The organism is Dyella flava (assembly GCF_016904955.1).
In the GTDB taxonomy this organism is placed as follows: Bacteria; Pseudomonadota; Gammaproteobacteria; order Xanthomonadales; family Rhodanobacteraceae; genus Dyella_B; species Dyella_B flava.
Genome location: NZ_JADIKE010000028.1, coordinates 1 through 21,437, shown reverse-complemented (window position 1 = coordinate 21,437; position 21,437 = coordinate 1). Strand labels below are relative to the sequence as shown.

Genomic DNA, 21,437 nt, shown 5'->3' with positions numbered 1-21,437 from the left:
ATCGCATGAGCCGCGAGTGCGTAGCTGGGACAGGTTGGCGCAGCGTGCCCAACCATGCCCGCTCGTTTCCCGGAAATTTGTCGGATTACCCGCGGATCAAATCCGGCGCAACCAACCTGCACGTCAAGGCAGGTTGGCTGGATTCTGCATCAACGACGGCATCATGTTGTCGTTGAGATGGAACATGATCCAGATCGATCCGCTCAAGGTAATCACCACCAGTACGATGGTGAACACCAGCGCCAGCATGTTCCAGCCGCCTTCCGATTTGGTGTTCATGTGCAGGAAGTAGACCATGTGCACGATGATCTGAATCCCCGCCAGCAACAGGATCAACGCATCAGCCGGACCGGACTTGGCAAACGCTCCACTCATCACCAGCCAGAACGGGATCAGGGTCAGCAACGAGGCCAGCCCGAAGCCGGTCAGATAGCCTTTCATCGTGGCATGAACGGCGCTGACGCCGTCGTGTTCGTCATGCTCGTCGTGGCCATGCTGCGCTTCGGCATGCTCGCTCATGGCAGCACTCCCATCAGATAGACGAAGCTGAAAACACCCACCCACACCACGTCCAGGAAGTGCCAGAACATCGACAGGCACATCAGGCGGCGCTTGTTGGCCGGAATCAGCCCTTTCTTGCTGACCTGTACCATCAGTACCACCAGCCAGATCAACCCGCACGTGACGTGCAACCCATGCGTACCGACCAGGGTGAAGAATGAGGAAAGGAAAGCACTGCGCTGCGGCCCCGCACCGATCGACACCAGGTGTGAGAACTCGGTCAGCTCCAAGCCGATGAAGCTCGCACCAAGCAGACCGGTAATCACCAGCCAGCCCATCATCGGTCCGCTGCGGTTCTGCTGCATTTCCAGCACGGCGAACCCATAGGTAATCGAGGAGAGCAGCAGCAAGGTGGTATTGATCGCCACCACCGGCAACTCCAGCACCTGCGCGGCCGATGGGCCACCCGCGTAATCACGGCCAAGCACGCCGTACGCCGCGAACAGACAGGCGAAGACCAGGCAGTCGCTCATCAGATAGAGCCAGAAGCCGAGCAGCGTGCCGTTTTCGACATGATGCTCGCCTTCCACATGGAACTTCAGTGGCTCGGGAGAGCCGCTCATGGTCATGGTGGTATCAGACATGGGCGAGCAGCTCCGTGCGGGATGCCTCGGCCTGCGCCACTTCTTCCGTCGGGAGGTAGTAGTCGCGCTGGTAATTGAAGGTATGCCCGATGGCTGTGGCGAGCAGCGCCACGAACGAGATGATCGCCAGCGGCCACATGTACCAGATCATCGCGAAACCGAACACTGTGGCGAAGCCGGCCATGATGATGCCCGCCCCCGTGTTCTTCGGCATATGGATCGAGCGGAAGCCACCCAGCGGCCGCTGGTAGCGATGCTGCTTCATCTGCCACCACGCATCGATGTCGTGCACCAGCGGGGTGAAAGCGAAGTTGTACTTCGGCGGTGGCGAGGACGTGGACCATTCCAGCGTGCGCCCGTTCCAGGGATCGCCGGTCTTGTCGCGCAACTGCTCGCGCCGCATGAAGCTGACCGCAAACTGGATCAGCATGCTGAAGATGCCCAGCAGAATCAGGAACGCGCCAAACGCCGCCAGCTCGAACCAGATCTGCAGCGATGGATCATCGAAGTGGCTCAACCGGCGCGTGACGCCCATCAAGCCCAGCACGTACAGCGGCATGAAGGCGAAGTAGAAACCGATCAGCCAGAACCAGAACGAGCACTTGCCCCAGAACGGATCGAGCTTGAAGCCGAACGCCTTCGGGAACCAGTAGTTGATCCCGGCGAACAAGCCAAACAAGACGCCGCCGATGATCACGTTATGGAAATGCGCGATCAGGAACAGGCTGTTATGCAGCGAGAAATCCGCCGGCGGCACCGCCAGCAGCACACCGGTCATGCCGCCGATGGCGAAGGTCACGATAAAGCCCACCGTCCACAGCATCGGCACTTCGAAGGTAATGCGGCCGCGAAACATGGTGAACAGCCAGTTGAAGATCTTCGCACCCGTCGGGATCGAAATGATCATCGTGGTGATGCCGAAGAACGAGTTGACGCTGGCGCCCGATCCCATCGTGAAGAAGTGATGCAGCCACACCAGATAGGACAGCACCGTGATCACCACGGTCGCGTACACCATCGATGCGTAACCGAACAGACGTTTTTGGGAGAAGGTAGCAGTGACCTCTGAAAAAATGCCGAACGCCGGCAGGATCAGGATGTAAACCTCCGGATGACCCCAGATCCAGATCAGGTTCACATACATCATGGCGTTGCCGCCAAGCACGGTGGTGAAGAAATTGGTGCCGGCGTAGCGATCCAGCGCCAGCATCGCCAGCGCCACCGTAAGCACCGGGAACGCCGCCACGATCAGCACATTGGTGCACAGCGCGGTCCAGGTGAACACCGGCATGCGCATAAGGGTCATGCCCGGCGCACGCATCTTGATGATGGTAGTGAGCAGATTCACGCCGGATAACAAGGTCCCGACGCCGGCAATCTGCAAGGCCCAGATGTAGTAATCCACCCCCGCATCCGGACTGGACACGATGCCGGACAACGGCGGATACGCCAGCCAGCCGGTGCGCGCGAATTCGCCGACAAACAGCGACATCATCACCAGCACGGCACCGGATACGGTCATCCAGAAACTGAAATTATTGAGGAACGGAAACGCCACATCGCGCGCGCCGATCTGCAAGGGCATCACGAAATTCATCATGCCCGTCACCAGCGGCATGGCGACGAAGAAGATCATGATCACGCCGTGCGCGGTGAAGATCTGGTCGTAGTGGTCCGGCGGCAGATAGCCTACGTTGTGACCGAATGAGATCGCCTGTTGCGCGCGCATCATGATGGCGTCGGAAAAACCGCGCAGCAACATCACCAGGCCAAGGATGATGTACATGACGCCGATCTTCTTGTGATCGATGCTGGTGAACCACTCGCGCCAGAGATAACCCCAGAGTTTGAAGTAAGTGATGACAGCCAGCAGGGCCAGTCCGCCCAGTGCCACGACGATGAACGTGCCCACCACGATGGGTTCGGGCAGGATCTCATGCCACGTCAGGCGGCCGAAGATCAGTTGGGTAAGGTCGGGATGCAAAGACATCGTGGACACCCGTTCACTGTGTTGTGGCCATTGGCATGGCTGCCGTGCCGTTCGAATCGTGGCCTGAGTTCATGGCTCCTTCCTCGACGGCTGTACCCGCGGCCCTGTTATCCACACAGGTGCTGCCAGCCGGCACGCAATTGCCGAGGATGGCCATGAACAGGCCCGGCGCCACGCCTTCGTAGTAGTGCACCGGCACCTGCTCACTCGGCTGGGCCAGCTTCACATATTCGTCACGGCTCAGTTCGCCGCCACCTGCCTTCACCTTCTGCACCCACTGCGCGAAGTCGTCATCACTCAGGCCGTGGAAGACAAAGGTCATGTGATTGAAGCCATCGCCGCTGAAGTTCGCCGAAAAGCCGTCGAACTCTCCCGGCTTGTTGATCACCGCATGAAGCTCGGTCACCATCCCGGGCATGGCATAGATCTGGCCTGCCATCGCCGGAATGAAGAAGGAATTCATCACGCTCGAAGCAGTGATCCTGAACCGGATCGGCCGATCCACCGGCGCGGCCAGCTCATTCACCACCGCCATGTTCTGCTCGGGGTAGATGAACAACCATTTCCAGTCCAGTGCCACCACATCCACTTCCAGCGGCTTGGCGTCCACCGGTACCGGCTTGCCGGCCGCCAGACGATCCAGCGGACGGAACGGATCGAGCTTGTGCGCACTGACCCAGGTGAGCGCGCCGAGCGCAATGATGATCAGCAGTGGCGCCGACCAGATCAGCAGCTCCAGCATGGTGGAATGACTCCACTCCGGATCGTAATGCGCCTTCTTGTTGGAGGCCCGGTAATGCCAGGCGAACAGCAAGGCCATCAAAATCACCGGCACCACGATCAACAGCATCAGGATCAGCGAGTCGATGATCAGGTTGCGCTGCTGCAGCGCCAGATCGCCGGAGGGCGACATCAGCACGCTATGGCATCCCGACAGCGGGATAAGGCCAAGCAGGAGCAGTCTTCGGAAAGCCTTCATGGACATTACCGGCGACGCAACTGAAAAGGGAAAGGGGTACTGCTTGTGTAAACAAGGTACGCCGAACAGCGGGCCACGTGCAATTGGTCTGATCGAATTCATTTGCAGCATCAGCCTCAGCATCGTGCTCGCAGAGGGCGGCAGCGAGCGAAATAACGCTTTCAGGCGTACGAAATTGAAACATGATCGTGCGGCGACGCGGTTTTTTGCCCTCCCCCGTATGAGGGATGCCATCGAACCGTCACGCTTGTGCTCAATGTGACATCGCTCTAGCCATGACGCCGCGACAGTGCCATGCTGTGCCCGCCGCACCCTACCTTGACCGAGTAACGACGATGTCGACGACGTTTGAGGACCCGCGCAAACCAGCCGGCTTCAGCCCGGAAGATATCGGCCGTATCCAAGCCCACGCCAAGCTGGCGCCCGGCGAAATCGCGATCGGTGTGGTGATCGGCAGAACCTCCGAGTATTTCGACTTCTTCGTGTTCGGCATCGCCTGCGTGCTGGTCTTTCCGGCGGTGTTCTTCCCCTTCGAAAGCCCGCTGGACGCCATGCTGCTGGCGTTCGCGATCTTCTCGCTGGCGTTTATCGCGCGTCCGATCGGCACCACGCTGTTCATGTCGTTCCAGCGGCGCTGGAGCCGCGGCACCAAGCTCACCATTGCCTTGTTCCTGCTCGGCAGCTCTACCGCGGGCATGGCCTTCCTGCCCGGATACACCATCATCGGCAGTTGGGCGATCGGCCTGCTTGCTTTCTTCCGCATTCTGCAAGGCATTGCACTGGGCGGATCGTGGGACGGCCTGCCCTCGCTGCTTGCTCTCAACACGCCACCGGAGCGGCGCGGCTGGTACGCGATGCTTGGGCAGCTCAGCGCGCCGATCGGCTTCATGATCGCCAGCGCCCTGTTCCTGTTCCTGCATACGCAACTCAACCACCAGGATTTCATCGACTGGGGTTGGCGCTATCCGTTCTTCGTCGCCTTCGCCATCAACGTCGTGGCGCTGTTCGCGCGTCTGCGACTGGTGGTGACGGAGGAATACACGCACGCCATGGAAGAGCGCGCACTCGAGCCGATCGGCATTTTCGACATGCTGCAACGCCAGGGCTACAACATCTTCCTCGGTGCGTTCGCGGCCCTGGCCAGCTATGCGCTGTTCCATCTGGTGTCGATCTTCCCGCTCTCCTGGATTTCGCTGGGCACCACGCAGTCCATCAATCAAGTGCTCACCGTGCAGATCGCCGGCGCGGTCGTCGGCATCCTTGGCATCATTGCCTCGGGCATCATCGCGGACCGCATCGGCCGGCGCACCATGCTGGGAACTGCCGCGGTGCTGATTGGTGTCTTTGCACTGTTTGCGCCCTTGCTGCTGGGCGGCAACAAGCTTGCCCAAGATACCTTCATCCTGGTGGGATTCCTGTTGCTCGGCTTGTCGTACGGACAAGCAGCCGGCAGCGTCACCTCGAACTTCGAAATTCACCTGCGCTATACCGGCGCCGCGCTGACATCCGACTTTGCCTGGCTGATCGGCGCCGCCTTCGCGCCGCTGGTGGCGTTGGGCCTGTCTTCGCGCTTCGGCCTCGTCGCGGTGAGCGTGTATCTGCTTTCCGGTGTCGCGTGCACCTTGATCGCACTGCGCGTCAATCGCGCGCTGGCTGAGCGCGAATAAGCACGCTTGTTCCGTTGCACCGCCGCATCCACGTCGCCATCGGCATCCTTGGCGAGCCCTTCGCGGATCATCGCAAAATAGTCGCGCGCCCCATCCACGCCGTCGTCGCGATGGATGTCTCCGTCCGCAGCAAATCGATCAACATCGCCGCCACACGCCGATGAACAACTCTTTCGTACATACGCACTGATTACGCACGTACACCAGCTAGGTAACCTCTGATTTATTCCACCCCTCACGGCCGTCATGCCCGCGAAAGCGGGCATCCACCTTGCTCTGGTGCGTCCTTAAAAATGGACGCCCGCTTTCGCGGGCATGACGGCCGTGGCGCACCTGAGATTTCTGACCGAGCAGGACAGACATCGAATAAATTAGGGCCTGTTAGCACTATTGGCGTGGCCCGCGCCAATAGTGCTAACAGGCCCTAGAGCACCCCTAAAAAAGCATTAGCAACAAGGTTCCCCGTCGCGAAAGAGATCCAATGCTTATCGATAACATCATTTCCGCATTCGCGGAATGACGTCGCATCGTGATGACATGCACAATAAAGATAAATGTGCACTTCGCGTGAAAGCAAAAAAATTTCACAGCGACATGTCGACGTCACAAAACGTGCATAGAACACACCTATCTTCGCGCGACCGACAAAAAATTTAAGCGCGAGAATCCCATGATAGAGATGAATCGCCGTAAATTTCTTTCGCTGTCAATCAAGGCTGCTGCCCTGGGGATGACCGGATACACCGTTGGCGGTGCATTCAAGCCCGCACAAGCGGCAACAACTGAAACCACCGGATCCATCACCGACATCAGGCACGTGGTGATTCTCATGCAGGAGAATCGCAGCTTTGATCATTACTTCGGAACGCTTCAAGGCGTGCGCGGTTTTGGTGACAAAGCAGGCATCACGCTTTCGGGCGGCTATTCGGTGTTTGACCAGCCCAACGGCACATCGCGCCAATATCCATGGGCGTTCAACACAACGTCGCCCGCGTCGGGCCAGAGCAGCGAAATCATCACGCAATGTGATGGCAATCTCGATCATTCGTGGCTGACTCAACATGGCGCGTGGAATAACGGGAAAATGGATTCCTGGGTGTTGGCCAAGGCCAGCGTGCGCACGCTCGGCTACCTCACCCGCCAGGACATTCCGTTCCACTACGCGCTGGCGGATGCCTACACCATCTGCGATCACTATTTCTGCTCGATCCTCAGCTCCACCGGCCCCAATCGCACTTACCTCTGGGGCGGCATGATCGATCCCACCGGCCAGAATGGCGGCCCCGCCTACGATGGCGGCTCGGAATCCGGACTCACATGGGAGACCTATGCCGAAGAACTGCAAGCCGCCGGCGTGAACTGGAAGGTGTACCAGAACGCCTCCGACAATTTCGGCGACAACGGCCTGGCTTATTTCACGCAGTTTGCCGACGCATCGACATCCAGCCCGCTGTATCAACAAGGCATGGCGTCGGTGCCGGATGTGAGCGGTTCCACCCCGAACGACATCGCCGCTGCGATCCAGAACGACGTCGTCAACGGTACGCTGCCGCAAGTGAGCTGGGTGGTGGCCAGCCAGGATTACTCCGAACATCCCGATGCACCGCCTGACAACGGCGCGTACTTCATCAACCTGGTCTTGCAGGCGCTTGCCGCGAATACGGAGGTGCTCAATTCCACGGTGTTGATTCTCAACTACGACGAAAACGACGGCTTCTTCGACCACGTTCCGCCGCCGATCCCGCCCGGCGGCACCGCCGACGAATTCATTACCGAGGATGGCATCACCCAGCCGATCGGCATGGGCTTCCGCGTACCAATGATCATCTGCTCGCCGTGGACGCGTGGCGGCATCGTGGATTCGCAAGTCTACGATCACACCTCGGTGATCCAGTTTCTCGAAACCTGGACCACCGCCTTGGGCACGCCAGCCATATGCTCGTACATCAGCGCGTGGCGGCGGCAGGTGAGCGGCAATCTCACCGGCGCGTTCAACTTCGCCGATCCCGTTTACGGCCTGCCGACCAACCTCCCCGCGGCGACCACTACCATCAATCGCACGCTTACCTGCGATCCGCTACCCAACCCAAGCGACAGCAACGCCTCCAACAGCCTGCCGCAGCAGGAAGCCGGTACCCGTACAGCGTGCGCCCTGCCCTATCAGCCGGACGCCAATATCTCATCGATCCAGTACGGCTCGGACGGCCAGATCCTGATCTGGATCGAGATGCTCAACGTCGGTGCCATCGCAACACGCGCGGTAGCCATGGCGATCTACGCCAATGCCTATCGCAGCGGCGGCCCGTGGCAATACACGGTGAGCCCGTACAGCAACGGCAGCAATGGTTCGGTCACCGACTTCTTCAATGTCGGCACCGGTTATGGCAGCGGCAGTTACGACCTCACGGTGATTGGCCCCAACCGCTTTCTGCGCCGGTTTACCGGCGATCTGAATAACGCCGGCAAGAATTGCAGCATTACTTCCTCGTATGCCAACGATCCGGTATCCGGCCAGCTGGCGATTTATTTCGCCCTTGCCAATGCCGGCAGCGAGTCGGTCACCTTCACCATCACCGCCAACAACTACACCACCGAAGGTCCATGGACCTACGCCGTCGCGGCAGGCGCGACCGTCGACACGTATTTCTCCGCGGTGGCCAATACGCAGGGCTGGTACGACTTCACGATAACCATCAGCGGCGATAGCAGCTGGATTCGCCGATACACCGGACACCTGGAAAACGGCAGCGCCTCGGTCACTGGTTGAGGCGCCGCGAACACCCAACATGCGTTCACCGCCGTCTCCTGGATGACGGCGGTTACGGCCGAATGACCTTGGCACACTCGCTCAACCTTGGTCAGATCGAGTCCAGTCTGTGGCCGGATGACTCAACCCGAAGCCGCCGCTACGACACGTACAACGGTCTCTGCCATACCTAATGCAGCTTCACCTTCGGCGAAATCGATCTGCGCAGCAGGTTGGCCGCAATCTCGATCATGGTGTGCCACCAGCCATGCAGCGCAACGGTGTGCATGCGGTAGAGCGATAGATACATCAGCTTCGCCAGGATGCCGTCCACAAAGATCTTTCCGCCGGTCAATCCACCCATCAAGCTGCCGGCGGCGCCCAATTCACCGAGCGAGACCAGCGAACCAAAGTCCCGGTAGCGAAAGTCTCGCAGGGTGGCATCGTTGCCATCGCGAAGCCGGAGATCAATCGCATGCATCAGGAACGACGCCTGCTGGTGAGCAGCCTGCGCGCGCGGCGGTACCCAGGAGTTTGGCCCCTGCCAAAGGCACTGTGCGCAGTCGCCCAGGGCGAACACATTCGCATCGTTTTCTGTTTGCAGTGTCGGCCGCACCAGTAGCTGGCCGAGCTTCCCCACCGATAGGCCATCGAGCGTGGCCAGAAAGGGAGATGCCTTGATGCCGGCCGCCCAAACCATCAAGTCGGCCGGAATGAAGCCTCCACTCTTTGTCCTGAGGCCATCGGGAACCACTTCAGCCACTTGCTGGCTGGCTGCGATAGTGATCCTGTTCTTTTTCAGCAGCTCGGCCGCGGCAGTGGACACTCGCTCCGGCAACGTATTGAGGATGCGCGGCCCGGCTTCGACCACCGTGATGTCGATGTCATGGATGGGGTCCAGACCATGCAGTCCATAAACGGACAGCACGTGCGCCGTTTGCCGAAGCTCGGCAGCCAGCTCGACACCGGTGGCGCCACCACCAACAATCGCGATCCTGACGCGCTTGGCGCCGTCGCTCTGGCCAACGCGTTCGGCGCGGGCACAGGTGGCAATCAGCGCCCTTCTAAAGCGCTCGGCATCTTGAACGGTGTCCAGCGCGAAGGTGTGCTCTTTCGCACCCTCGACACCGAAGAAGTTGGTGACGCTGCCAACGGCGATGACCAGCGTGTCGTAGCTCAGCGTGCGAGGTGGGAAAATTTGCTGGCCGCTGTCGTCGACCACTTCGCCCAGCTGGATGGTCCGCGCCGATCGGTCAAGTCCGCTCAGCGAGCCTTGGCAAAATTCGAACCCATGCCAGTACGCTTGCGCTGCGTAACCGATGGCATGAACCAGAGGATCCATGGTGCCCGCCGCAACCTCATGCAGCAGTGGCTTCCAGAGATGTTCCGCCTGCCGATCGACCAGGGTGATCGAAACATCCGTCTTCTTTCGTTGCCGTCGACCGTACCGGTTTCCCAGGCGCGTCGCCAACTCCAGACCACCCGCACCGCCCCCTACTATGACTATTCGATGCATAACCTGTTTAAGCGCCTCCAGGCGCAACGATCCGTGTATCAGCAACCGGCTGAGTGCGGGGAAATGATGTCAGGCCTATAGCTAAAACCGAGTTATCACGGGATCTTTGTCACCCACGCGATGCGTGGCACTGGTGATCTCCCGCAGGGCTTCGAGCAGCGCATCGACGTCTTCGATGGTCGTGTAATACCCCAAGCTGGCCCGGATCGTGCCACCGATAGGCAATGTCCCAATCGCTTGATGCGCCATCGGTGCGCAATGGAAGCCGGCGCGCAGGGCGATGTCGTATCGGTCAAACAGCAGCTCTCCCACGGATTTGGGCGACTGGCCGATCAGATTGAACGAGACCACCGGCGTCTTCTGTTCAACATCAGTGTGGCCGTAGACGATCACCTCCGGCAGCGTTTTCAATTCGTCCAGCAGGTGTTGGAGCAGCCGCGTCTCATGCCGGCGGATCGTATCGACGCCGGTTTCCATCACCCACCGCGCTCCCGCTGCCATCGCACGGATCTGCGGCATGGGGATCGTCCCAACTTCAAACATGTCCGGCACGACAAGCTGGACGGCAAGCTCGCCCGAGTCACCGCCCGTACCACCTTCCATAAACGTTTGCAGCGGCACGTCTTCGCCGACGTAGAGCGCACCAACCCCAGGCGGACCATAGAGCGACTTGTGCGCAGGCAGCGCAATCAGGTCTGCGTTGAATCGTTTCGCATCAACGGGAAGCGCTCCCGCAGTCTGGGCGGCGTCGAGCAGGTAATACTTGCCGTATTGCTTGGCGAGGCGGCCGATCTCTTCCACCGGGAGGATCGAGCCGATCACATTGCTTGCGTGCATCGTCGCGACCAGCCGGATGTTGGGCTTGGTCCGCAACAGTTGTTCGTAGGCAGTCAGTGAGAATGGCTCATCGTCGGTGTACGGCACCACGTGCAGCTCGAGCTGTTTTTCACGCACCATTTTCCGCACCGGCCGTGACATCGCGTTGTGCTCAAGCGCGCTTATCACGATGCCGTCGCCGGGCTTCCAGGGAAACGCCTGGATCGCGAGGTTGAGCGATTGCGTGCACCCACCCGTGAAGACAACGCGTGACGGATTGGACACATTAAGCAGATCAGCCAATGCCTGCCTCGCTGTATCAAGCGTCGCGGCCCCGTGACGCGACGTCTGGGAAGTACCTCTTTTCGCGCTGAGGAACTGACGAAAACCCTGATCCATGGTTTCGTAGACCGTTTCCGGTTTCGGCCAGGATGTCGCGGCGTTGTCGAGATAATGCATGGCGGTGGCCTGATTAAGCGGTAGGGGACGCAGCGAAGCATGACCCTGGCGAATGCATATCGCCAATACAATTAGTCGAAGCTAGGTATAGATGAAATGCATATGTTCGCCAGGCGGCTGCCGGCGATGAAAAGATGGATCTCGCACCCGCCAATTCAGAACTGGATATAGGTCGTGATAGTGACGTAATTTCCAGCCAGCGCATGGCCAGCCCGGGCAAACGCACCTTGCTCAAAATGCGTAAGGTCCAGGTCGAGGCTCACGTAATCATTGAATTCATAGCCCGTGGTAAGGCGATGGTATGAGCCGATGTGCTGTGCGCGGGATGCGTTGCCGGGAATGATGGGGATCAGGCCCCTGCCATAGAAAGCATCCTCCCGACTGGCCCGCCACAGCTCCACATAATGCGCGCCGACGGTCAGCTTGTCCGTGAGATGAAAGTCCACGGATGGATCCACGTCGATGAGATTGGCTGCGGTATTGAGGTTGGCGTCGGTCAGCAGCGGCGCTGGCCCGATCAGCGGATGGAAGGTGGTGGTCGTTCCATCACCGGGATGGTGGCTGCCGCTGGCGTAGTCGGACCGCAAGCCGATGCGTGGCATGAAAGGAAGATCGCGAAGGGTGTAGCCACTGGTGGAGAAAAAGGCCCAGGCCTTGATCGGATGATCGGCAAAATCGCCGCGCTGGATAATCGGCTCAATATCGTAGTCCCAGTGCGGCGTCGCGCCGAAGAACCGGGTGCCGTAACTTTCGCGGTGATCGTCGCCTTGCAGTTTGTAGATCTTGCCGTCGGCATTGTCGAAGCCGAGCCAATACAGATCCACCGAGCTATACGGACCTATGGCATTCCGCGTCGCGTAAACACCCCACAAGCGTTGCGTCGGATCATTGCCGTCGTCGAAGTAACCCGGCTTGTTGAGGACAGGCCGAAGCTCCAGCGCACGTACCGTCCACGCATCGCGTTGCCACTGAACCACATTGCCGTCAAAGGTGATCAGGATATTGGCGTTGTCGCGCGGCGCGACGAGCCGATAGCTGCCGAGGGTGATTTGCTGGCGGCCAAAACGCCATGTCCAGCGCCCGCTGTCGTTATCCATGAACCGGTAATCGATAAAAGCCTGCTGGAAATCCAGCAAATCCTTGTCCGTAGGCCGCGGCCCGCCAGGGCGCCCCGCCTCAAGATGATTGCCGAGTTCTACAAACAATCGCAGTCCAGGTCGGATATGCCAATCGGCATGCACCAGCAAGCGATGCAAAAGCGTGGCGTTGATGCGCTTGGAACCCAGCAATCCAAAATCATCCGGGCGTCCTTCCAGCACTTGTTCGCGAATACGACCGCCGAAGGAGATATAGCCTCCATGGCCATCCTCGACACATTTATAGGTTTTCTGGCCGCACAGATACGAAAAGTCATCATCGTAAGACTGCGTCGCGAAGCCGCCTTCGCCACTCTGCGCTGACTCGGGAGCGGCGGCGAACAGACTCGTTGCCAGCGTCAGTCCGGCTAGAAACATAAGGCCGCCCAAAAAAGGGCGTAACCATCTGGCGGGCAGCTCACGCTGCCGCTGTTTTTTGATCGGTGACATAAGACATCCCTCTGCATTGCAGTAGAAGCAGGGAGCGCAAACCGCTGCTCCGCTTCTTGAGCCGCGCAGGCATTCCTGCGGCCTGTTGCAGAGATGGTGATGTCTTATCTCATATATATCCAATACATGATTTTGACGTCATGCATGCATGAAATGCATGGATGCGTTTGGACGGCCCATCCGCTCTTATAGCCTCGCGTCGCGCTACGGCGTCACGTGTCGAGACTGGCGCGTAGCGTCTTGAGAAACGCCTCACTCGTGGGCCCCAAATGCGCGTTGGCACGCCGGATAATGCTCAGCGGACGCTGAATCATCAGGCGCTTGATGGGAAGCACCTCCAGGCTGCCCTCGTCCAGCTCCTTGCTGATGCTGATGCGCGGCAGCCAGGCGATACCGCCGCCGTGCATGGCGGCCTGCTTCAACGCCTCGGTATTGCCAAATTCCATCACGCTGCCCTGCTGGACGTCGTTGGCATCCAGCGTTTCGGTAATCAGTTCACGGGTACCGGAGCCCTTTTCGCGCATCAGCAGCGGCTGGCCGTTGATGTCGGTCGCCAGCAAGCGCTTCTTGTTCAGCAGTTCATGGTGTGCGGCCACCACCGGCACCAGTTCGTCCTTTTGGAACTGTTCGGCCACCAGTCCGCTCACATGCAGGGGACCTTCGATAAAGCCAAGGGTGAAGCGCATATCCGCAACGCCTTGGGAAATCTGCTCGGTATTGCCGACAAACATGGTGATGCGCACGCCCGGGTTGGCGCGGCGAAACACCGCCAATCGCTGCGGCAGCACGTAGGTACCGTTGGTATTGCTGGCGCCGATCGACAGGTGACCCATGCGCGCATCGGCGATTTCCCGCATGGCCGCTTCGGCGGTGCGCGAGATATCGAACAAGCGCGCCGCATATTCGTGCAGCACTTCGCCGGCATGGGTCATGCGCATGCCGCGCGGCAGGCGCTCGAACAGCGTGACGCCCAAGCGCGCCTCGAAATCCTTGATTTCACGGGACAAGGCCGGCTGGGAGATATATAGCCGTTGCGCAGCGGCAGAGATGCTGCCCGTTTCGGCGATCGCATTGAAGACAGCCAGGTGATGGAGGTTCATATGCATTTTATATATGAGTGGCTTCGGCTAATTGTATTAGATCTATGCATGCCCGGCGCTCACACTTTGCTCCGCCCGGAAGGCGCACGTCATCGTCTTCCGCAGTCATCGCATTTGAAGAGGAGTTTATGTCATGCGCCGTCTTTCCCTACTCGTCGCAGCCGCTGGCCTGATGATGTCCGTCGCGGCCGTCGCGGCTGACCAGCCCGCCGGTTTCTGGGCCACCCCCACGATTGCCGGCTACGGCAAGATTCACTATCTTCCCAACGCCGCCTATAAACCCGTCGCGGACCAGACCTACAAGATTGTGTTTTCACTGACCCAGGGTGCGAAATCGCCCGATCAGGTCAATCCTTCACTCGATCACGTCGCGCGCACCGTGAACCTATATGTCGCGGCAGGTGTTCCGCTGGATCACCTGAAGTTTGTCGCGGTGGCCGCCGGCGCCGCTACGCCGCTGGTTCTCAATGATGCGCAATATCGCGCTGCCTACGGCATCCCCAATCCGAATCTTCCGCTTATCGCCAAGCTGCGTGCGGCCGGCGTGGATGTCGCGGTTTGCGGCCAGGCGGTTGCCGAGCATCAATTCCAGTACGGATGGGTCGATCCGCATGTCACGCTGTCCTTGTCCGCGCTGACCACCATCACGACGCTCGAACATCAAGGCTATGGCCTGATGCAGATGTAAGGCATCGATTTTCTCAACGGAAATCTTGGCAAGGGGTACCTCAGAGGTACCCCTTAGGAGAGGCACATGTCTATGAAACCTACTGTTATTGCGGTGGCCCTGGCGCTTATTGGCGCGGTCAGTGTCGCGAGCGCCCAGACCGCCAACACACCGGACGTAAGTCCGCCCTGGCAACACGGCCAGAATAACGATGCCGTCAATCGCGGTTTCGAATTCACGGTGCCGGATGCCGACAATCTCGCGGATTTTCACGGCAATCCCGATCATCCCGCCTTGGCGCTTTACGTCGGCGGCAACTACTTCTTTGCGATGGCGCCGCTGGTCAAGGCGTTCGAAGCCAAATATCCCGAATACAAGGGACGTTTGTATTGGGAAACGATTCCGCCAGGACTACTGGTGAAGCAGATTCAGGCGGGCGGAACGGTGACCGTCGGCAACATGACCTGGACCGTCAAACCCGATGTCTATCTCGCCGGCCTCAAAGCCGTACAGAAGCAGGTGGATGCGGGCCTGCTGCAGGCACCTGCCGTGCCCTATGCCACCAACACGTTGACCATCATGGTGGCTGCCGGCAATCCCATGCACATCGAAGGGCTGTCCGACTTGAGCAAGCCAAGCATCAAGCTGGCCATGCCCAACCCTGCGTTTGAAGGTATTGCGCGCCAGATCGAGGCGTCGCTGCAGAAGGCGGGCGGCAAGACCCTCGAAACGCAGGTGTACGACACCAAGGTGACGCAAGGTTCGACGGAACTGACGCATATCCATCACCGTCAGACGCCGCTGTGGATCATGCAAGGCCGTGCCGATGCAGGTGTGACCTGGCAATCGGAAGCCGTGTTCCAGGAGCAGGCCGGTCACCCGATCAGTCACGTCGACATTCCTGCGAACCAGAACACCACGGCCATCTACGCCGGCGCGATCGTCAAGGACGCTCCACATGCGCAGGCAGCACAACGCTGGTTGAACTTCATCCAGTCAAAGGAAGGACTGGCCATTTTTGAACACTACGGTTTCAAACCTTACGTCGCATCGCAGTCGGGTTCGTAAGGCGAAAACGGCGGCACGAACCATCTATCAGGGTGACTCTTATGAACACGTCTCTCACAATCAAACAGAATGCCGGCTTCCAGCAAGCGTGGCGTCTGGCAGCCATCGCACTTGTCGCGGTCCGCTTCGTCCAGGGCTGGATCTATTGGGGTGGCGGTTCGCGTCGCTTCTTCTACGCGCCATCCAAGCTGAATCCGCATGCGCCACATTGGATGGCATACAAGTTCCAAACCGCGATGCCGGGCGCGTTGTTCGGCATGGACCACGTGGTGTCCTGGCTGCTGCAGCACTTCGTATGGCTGTACACCGGCGTGATCGTATTCAGCGCCGTGGAACTGCTTGCCGGACTGATGTTGATCACCGGTACGCTAACCCGGTTGGCTGCAGCCAGCACCATCGGTTTGTCGTTCGTCCTGATGTTGTTGTTCGGTTGGCAGGGTGCGACCTGCATCGATGAGTGGACCATGGCCGCTTGCAATTTCGGCATGGGCGTAACCTTGCTGCTTGCCGGTGGTGGCGCCTGGTCGGTAGACAGCTGGCTGGCACGCACTCGTCCGCGCCTTGCTGAAGCAGATTGGTTCAAGTGGCTTGGCGGGGATGCGCCACTGCCGATCAGCGAACGGGCTTTCACCAAATTGAGCGGCATTCTGTTGGCCGTCAGCGTGATCTTCATCGTCGGCACCTACAGCTACTTCCGCGGCTCCGTGTACACGCCATTCCATGGTGGCCCGGTAAGCCCCACCGCGCACCACTGGTCGCTCAGTGAAGGTCAGCTCACATCGCAAGGAGCCGTCACGTTCAAGGCCTATGTCGATGCAGGTACGCCGGAAGCGCCATCGAATGTCGTGCGCGCCACCCTTTCGAACAGTGACGGCGCGGTCGCGAAAACCTGGACGGCCGAACAACTGGCCAAACTGCCGAAGCAGGCCTTCCACAACAATTACGACTATCAAAAGATCCACACCGGACCGTTTGGCCTGGTCGGACCGATTGGCTCCATGGCCACCGTGGCCCTGCCGGCTGATGTCAACGCAACGACGCTGGTGCCGGGACGCTACACCTTGCAGCTGACCTCAGTGAATGGCCGCTCGTGGACGCTCCCGCTGACGCTCCAATGAAACCCTTTCGATGCAGCTCGGCCGCCATGATCCCTTTGATCATGGCGGTCTTCGCGTTGACGTATCTGACCCTGCCCCATGTCCATCGTGTGCAGCCTTGGCATCAGCTTCCGCTTACCGGGCTGGACGGTAAGCCGCTTCCGTCGGCGGCATGGCATGGGCGCTTTGTGCTGCTCAACTTCTGGTCGACCGATTGCGCGGCATGCCTGGCGGAAATGCCTGTGCTTGAGAAAGCTTCAATACGTTACGGTGCATCCGGACTGAACATCGTGGGTGTCGCGTTGCCGTATGACGATCCAAACCAGGTCGCCGCCGTCGCGGCCTTGTCGCACGTCACCTATCCGCAGTCGTGGGATTCGTCGGGGCAGTTGGACAAGTTGTTTGGCGGCATCGCTGTCGTGCCGACAACCGTCCTGGTTGATCGCGATGGGAAGATCGTATTCCGCCAGGAAGGTCCGCTCAACGACCGCGAGCTGGCTTCACTCGTTCAAGCTTACGGGCTTGATTCAAAGCCTTGAGTCACCGAGCACAAACACAACTCCACAAAACGTCAAATGCCTGCCATGGCGCGATTAAACCCGCATCCACTGGGCGTTTTTATTTTGGTTTTCCCGGCAACCGCGACCTGTGCGAGTCAATGTCGATATGCACGCAGCTTTAATTGATGACTCATAAAAAAATGAGCCATCAAAGCGAACCTCAACTTTTCAAACCGCCTCACCGTCGTCCCGGCGGAGGCCGGGACCCAGCGTCGTCGCAACACCCAAGGCACTGGGTCCCGGCCTTCGCCGGGACGACGAGCAAAAACATGAATACGCATCAGGCAAGAGAGCAGCGTTTCGTTATCAGCCATCCACCGGCCTTGCATCAACAATGTTTGACGTGGCCACCTCAACAACAGTCACACCGATCTGTCATTCAAACCATGACGCATCGACAAAGACAATTCATGCATCGGCGCATGCGTCCACTGTCTGCATGTGGCAGAAAAGTTACGAAGTTAATTTCTTGCAAAACATGCACTGAGCCGCCTCAAGACGCACTCAACGCACAGAAAACATAAACATCGCCCAAACGCAGCTTATGACGAAGTGATCGATTCACATCATTTCTACGGCTCATGCACATCCACGGCGCGCAAATACGCACGGCTATAAATGGCGATTTACGACGCGCAGATTTCTTCAAGAAAGCGTCTTGGCAATCTCCGGATTAAACCGGTTATTGGACGAGCCATTTATCTATTTTGATCACGCGTTGAGACTCTCGGCAGCCAAACCGCCCTGTTGACGGCTGCATGAAGGAACCAGCATGACCAGGCAAAGCGTTGTCTTGATTGGCGGGGGATTGGTGGGCGCGCTGTTGGCCCGACTTTTGGCCAAACGCGGTTTCGCGGTAGACGTCTTTGAAAAGCGTCCCGATCCGCGGCGTATCCGCTTCGTTCGCGGCCGTACGATCAACATGGCCATCGCCGAGCGCGGCATGCAGGCGCTGCGTATCGCAGGGCTCGCCGAGCATGCCTTGCTGAAGTCGGTGATGATGCGCGGCCGCATGGTGCATCCGTTGGGCGGCGCGGCCGGCCTGCAGCGCTATGGCCTCGACGATAGCGAAGTGATCTGGTCCATTTCACGTAATGGGCTCAACACGCTGCTGGTGGATGCGGCGGTAGCGGCGGGCGCCCGGTTTCACTTCGGGCAGGCGTTGACGGCTGCCGACATCGATGCACAACGCATCACGCTGCTTGACGAAAACAACGTGCAGCGTCAACACGACGCCAGCTTGCTGATCGGCGCCGACGGGGCCGGCTCGGCCCTGCGTGCAGCGATGCACCTTTACCAGCCGCTTGGCATCGGTGTCGAACCGCTCGGCCATGGCTACAAGGAGCTGGAAATCCCCGCCGCCGCGCGCAACAACCGCTTCGCCATCGAGCCACATGCCCTGCACATCTGGCCGCGTGGTGGCTATATGTCCATCGCCACGCCGAATATCGCGGGGAGTTTCAACGTCACCCTGTTCCTGCCGCTGCAGGGACCGCATCCCAGTTTCGACACACTGCCCGATGCCACCACCTGCAGCGCGTTTTTCCGCCGGGACTTTCCCGATCTGTATCCGCTGATGCCGCGCTTTGCCGACGATTACGACGGCCATCCGGTCGGCACACTGACCACGCTTTATCTCGATCGCTGGCACATCGATGGGCGGGCGGTGCTGGTCGGCGATGCCGCACATGCCATCGCGCCGTTCCACGGCCAGGGCATGAACTGCGGTTTTGAAGACACGGTCGTACTGGCCGACCTGCTGGCAAATTGCGGCCGCCGTACCGCCGACGCGTTTGCGCAGTTCCAGCACATTCGCAAGCCCAACACCGACGCGATCGCGGCCATGACGCTGGAAAACTATGTGGAGATGCGCGACTCGGTCGCCGATCCCCATTATGTCGCCAAGCTCGAACTCAGCTCCCGGCTGACTCAGTGGGCACCCGACTACTTCATGTCGCGCTACCGCATGGTGACGTTCACGCTACTGCCTTATGCCTATGCGTATGAGCGCGGCCGTGCGCAGAATCAATTGCTCGAACACTTGCTGCACGATTGTCCCGATCCACGCCGCATATCGGCGGATGTTGCGGTCGCCACACTGAAGGCGGCCTTGCCTCCACTCCCGCCGCTGCGCCTGGATCACACGCTGGCGGACACTCATCGCGCCATGCCCCTTGAACTTGTGCAATCCATGAATAGGCATGCGCGCGCGTCCATCCGTAGCTGGATTTAGCAGCGCATGCATGGTCCGCCGCTGTTGGCCCTGCGTGATCGCATCGCAAATCTATCGTACGTGGGTGGTTGTATGAATGCGCCGCTGCTTGAACGGCCGCAACCGGCATCAACAGAGACTTATCTCTATACCAGCCCTTATGCCGGCGCCGTGGATTTTTCCGCCCTGCAACGGCGCCACGCATCCGGTGATGCCATCGACCGCGTCTCGCTCGCCGATCTGTTGCGCAACGGCTTTGTTTACCCGCCGCACACCATCTATCGGGACGTGAAAAATCTGGTGACCGGCTTTACCTTGCAAGGTGAGCCGGGTAGCGAGCCGCACTTTCACTTTGCCTACCAGTCGGATGCGGCAACCTCCCGGCCACCTGCGGACGCCGTCACCGACAAGATCCTGCTGCGCACCTACCACCGGCTGCTCGCCCAGGCCGTGCAGCGTTGCACCGCTGATGTGAAGCATCCCTGGTTTCTGCAAAGCGGCGGCAAGGACTCCACCTCGCTGGCCATCGCCGCCGCGGATGTACGCCCGGATACCACCTGCATTACCTACCTGGGCGGCAAGGAAGAGAATGAAGTCGAGTCCGCGCGATTCGTGGCACATCGACTGGGCCTGCGTCATGAGCGAATGGTGTGCGATCCCGGCCGAGCCTACGATCGCTACCTGGCCCTGGCGCCGCGCATCCCCTTGCTGACCGCCGACTTCGCCACCCTGTCTTATGCGGACCTGGTCACCGAGATCGCGCACCATCAAGGTGATGGCATCATCGATGCCTTGGGCGTGGACCCGTACTTCGGCGCGCCGCTGCATCTGCGCGACTACCTGCTGATTCTGCTGGCAAGAAGCCTGCGCATACCAGGCGCATGGCTGAAGCGATCACCGATCAGCCGCAGCTTCAAGCTTTGCTTTGCGCTTGGCACCTTGCAGATGAACGCATTCGAGCGCTACTTCCCCGGCTCGCGTTTCAGCGACGCCGAAGTCGATGGACTCCTTGGCTGGAACGTATCGGCGCATTCGCACCAACGCGTGGAAGCGTTCCGCGACGATATCGAAGCGGCGAAGTCAGCCGAGGCGGTGCGGCGCATCGTGCTGGTCGTGCTGGAGGCGGCGGGATTCGCCAAAGGCATGTACGTCGCGGCGGCGACCGGCTCGCGCCTGGCTTATCCTTATTGTGATCAGCAGCTTTGCGAGTGGATCTTTCATCACGTTCCGGATGATCGCCTGATGGGGCCCGGCAGCTTGAACAAGATTCTGATGCGCCGGCATATTGAGCAGCGCTTTCAGCAACTGCCCTATGTGGAGTCCAAGGGCTCGTTTCGCTTTGATGTGTTGGGGCTGGCGAGGCAGCGCTTTGAGCAGGTGCATGACTTCGCCTTGCAGGCGCGGGCGCTGCTTCCAGGTGCGCCAGAATGGTTGGAAGATCATCGCCGGTACCTGGACAACAAATTCTTTGCTTCGAAGTTTTATCTGCTGGCGGTAACGCTGCCGTGGTTGCTGAAACACCAACGCTTTTCTTCCTCTCCCCTCCGGGCGACGCAAAGCTAGTCCCTGTGGGAGAAGGGACCGAGGTGAGGGGCCAATCTTGCGATGATGTTGATGCGCAGCGTGAGCATCTAGAGAAACATCACGTTGTAGTCATGAAGTTCGAGGCAAGCGCAGCCCCTCACCCCAGCCCTCTCCCCGAAGGGGAGAGGGAGCTGTTACGGCATGAGTGAGAGATCCGTAGCGCCGACGCTTTTCCTCCTCTCCCCTCCGGGCGACGCAAAGCTAGTCCCTGTGGGAGAGAGGACCGAGGTGAGGGGCCAATCTTG

17 protein-coding genes are annotated in these 21,437 nt (G+C 59.5%); 9 read left to right on the top strand and 8 right to left on the bottom strand.

Annotated elements, in window-relative coordinates; all coding sequences use genetic code 11:
• Positions 1-123: 123 nt before the first annotated feature.
• The 4 genes from cyoD to cyoA are packed head-to-tail and all read right to left on the bottom strand — an operon-like array spanning position 124 to position 4,114.
• On the bottom strand, positions 124-519 hold the full coding sequence (gene cyoD / locus ISP19_RS04280) for a cytochrome o ubiquinol oxidase subunit IV (protein ID WP_204680112.1): 396 nt from the start codon (positions 517-519) through the stop codon (positions 124-126).
• Positions 516-1,145: a cytochrome o ubiquinol oxidase subunit III gene (gene cyoC, locus ISP19_RS04275; protein ID WP_204680111.1), complete on the bottom strand. Its 630-nt coding sequence runs from the start codon at positions 1,143-1,145 to the stop codon at positions 516-518. The genes cyoD and cyoC overlap by 4 nt, the downstream gene beginning before the upstream one ends.
• Positions 1,138-3,105 (bottom strand): cytochrome o ubiquinol oxidase subunit I, encoded by a 1,968-nt coding sequence (gene cyoB / locus ISP19_RS04270; RefSeq protein ID WP_204680223.1) that lies wholly within the window; start codon positions 3,103-3,105, stop codon positions 1,138-1,140. The genes cyoC and cyoB overlap by 8 nt, the downstream gene beginning before the upstream one ends.
• Positions 3,106-3,148: 43 nt before the next feature.
• Positions 3,149-4,114 carry a ubiquinol oxidase subunit II gene (gene cyoA, locus ISP19_RS04265; RefSeq protein ID WP_204680110.1) on the bottom strand — a complete coding sequence of 322 codons (966 nt, stop codon included), beginning with the start codon at positions 4,112-4,114 and terminating at the stop codon, positions 3,149-3,151.
• Between cyoA and ISP19_RS04260 the strand changes: the two genes are divergently transcribed.
• The 3 genes from ISP19_RS04260 to ISP19_RS04250 all read left to right on the top strand — a co-directional run bounded on the left by ISP19_RS04260 (position 4,113) and on the right by ISP19_RS04250 (position 8,548).
• Positions 4,113-4,376: a hypothetical protein gene (locus ISP19_RS04260; protein ID WP_204680109.1), complete on the top strand. Its 264-nt coding sequence runs from the start codon at positions 4,113-4,115 to the stop codon at positions 4,374-4,376. The two genes, cyoA and ISP19_RS04260, sit on opposite strands and share 2 nt — an antisense overlap.
• Before the next feature lie 73 nt (positions 4,377-4,449).
• Positions 4,450-5,781 carry an MFS transporter gene (locus tag ISP19_RS04255; protein ID WP_204680108.1) on the top strand — a complete coding sequence of 444 codons (1,332 nt, stop codon included), beginning with the start codon at positions 4,450-4,452 and terminating at the stop codon, positions 5,779-5,781.
• Positions 5,782-6,451: 670 nt separating this feature from the next.
• Complete coding sequence (locus ISP19_RS04250) at positions 6,452-8,548, top strand: phosphocholine-specific phospholipase C (RefSeq protein ID WP_204680107.1); 2,097 nt, start codon at positions 6,452-6,454, stop codon at positions 8,546-8,548.
• A 169-nt stretch (positions 8,549-8,717) separates the two neighbouring features.
• Here ISP19_RS04250 and ISP19_RS04245 read toward each other — a convergent pair whose 3' ends face one another.
• The 4 genes from ISP19_RS04245 to ISP19_RS04230 all read right to left on the bottom strand — a co-directional run bounded on the left by ISP19_RS04245 (position 8,718) and on the right by ISP19_RS04230 (position 14,004).
• The gene (locus tag ISP19_RS04245; protein ID WP_204680106.1) at positions 8,718-10,043 is read right to left on the bottom strand and encodes an NAD(P)/FAD-dependent oxidoreductase; all 1,326 of its coding nucleotides are present in this window, start codon (positions 10,041-10,043) and stop codon (positions 8,718-8,720) included.
• A gap of 81 nt (positions 10,044-10,124) precedes the next feature.
• Positions 10,125-11,318, bottom strand: coding sequence for an aminotransferase class V-fold PLP-dependent enzyme (locus ISP19_RS04240; RefSeq protein ID WP_204680105.1), 1,194 nt, complete (start codon positions 11,316-11,318; stop codon positions 10,125-10,127).
• A 155-nt stretch (positions 11,319-11,473) separates the two neighbouring features.
• Entirely contained in the window at positions 11,474-12,832 is a 1,359-nt protein-coding gene (locus tag ISP19_RS04235) for an alginate export family protein (RefSeq protein ID WP_204680104.1), read from the bottom strand.
• A gap of 284 nt (positions 12,833-13,116) precedes the next feature.
• Positions 13,117-14,004: a LysR family transcriptional regulator gene (locus ISP19_RS04230; RefSeq protein WP_204680103.1), complete on the bottom strand. Its 888-nt coding sequence runs from the start codon at positions 14,002-14,004 to the stop codon at positions 13,117-13,119.
• Between the two features lie 133 nt (positions 14,005-14,137).
• On the opposite strand from ISP19_RS04230, the gene ISP19_RS04225 reads away from it, so the two are divergent.
• From ISP19_RS04225 to ISP19_RS04200, 6 genes are all read left to right on the top strand, one after another.
• The gene (locus tag ISP19_RS04225; RefSeq protein ID WP_204680102.1) at positions 14,138-14,692 is read left to right on the top strand and encodes a DsrE family protein; all 555 of its coding nucleotides are present in this window, start codon (positions 14,138-14,140) and stop codon (positions 14,690-14,692) included.
• A 66-nt stretch (positions 14,693-14,758) separates the two neighbouring features.
• Positions 14,759-15,739 carry a substrate-binding domain-containing protein gene (locus tag ISP19_RS04220; protein WP_204680101.1) on the top strand — a complete coding sequence of 327 codons (981 nt, stop codon included), beginning with the start codon at positions 14,759-14,761 and terminating at the stop codon, positions 15,737-15,739.
• A 41-nt stretch (positions 15,740-15,780) separates the two neighbouring features.
• Complete coding sequence (locus tag ISP19_RS04215) at positions 15,781-16,857, top strand: TQO small subunit DoxD (protein WP_204680100.1); 1,077 nt, start codon at positions 15,781-15,783, stop codon at positions 16,855-16,857.
• Positions 16,858-16,883: 26 nt separating this feature from the next.
• The gene (locus tag ISP19_RS04210; protein ID WP_204680099.1) at positions 16,884-17,375 is read left to right on the top strand and encodes a TlpA disulfide reductase family protein; all 492 of its coding nucleotides are present in this window, start codon (positions 16,884-16,886) and stop codon (positions 17,373-17,375) included.
• A 793-nt stretch (positions 17,376-18,168) separates the two neighbouring features.
• Entirely contained in the window at positions 18,169-19,629 is a 1,461-nt protein-coding gene (locus ISP19_RS04205; protein WP_204680098.1) for an FAD-dependent oxidoreductase, read from the top strand.
• Positions 19,630-19,701: 72 nt separating this feature from the next.
• Positions 19,702-21,171: an asparagine synthase-related protein gene (locus ISP19_RS04200; protein ID WP_204680097.1), complete on the top strand. Its 1,470-nt coding sequence runs from the start codon at positions 19,702-19,704 to the stop codon at positions 21,169-21,171.
• Positions 21,172-21,437: the final 266 nt, after the last annotated feature.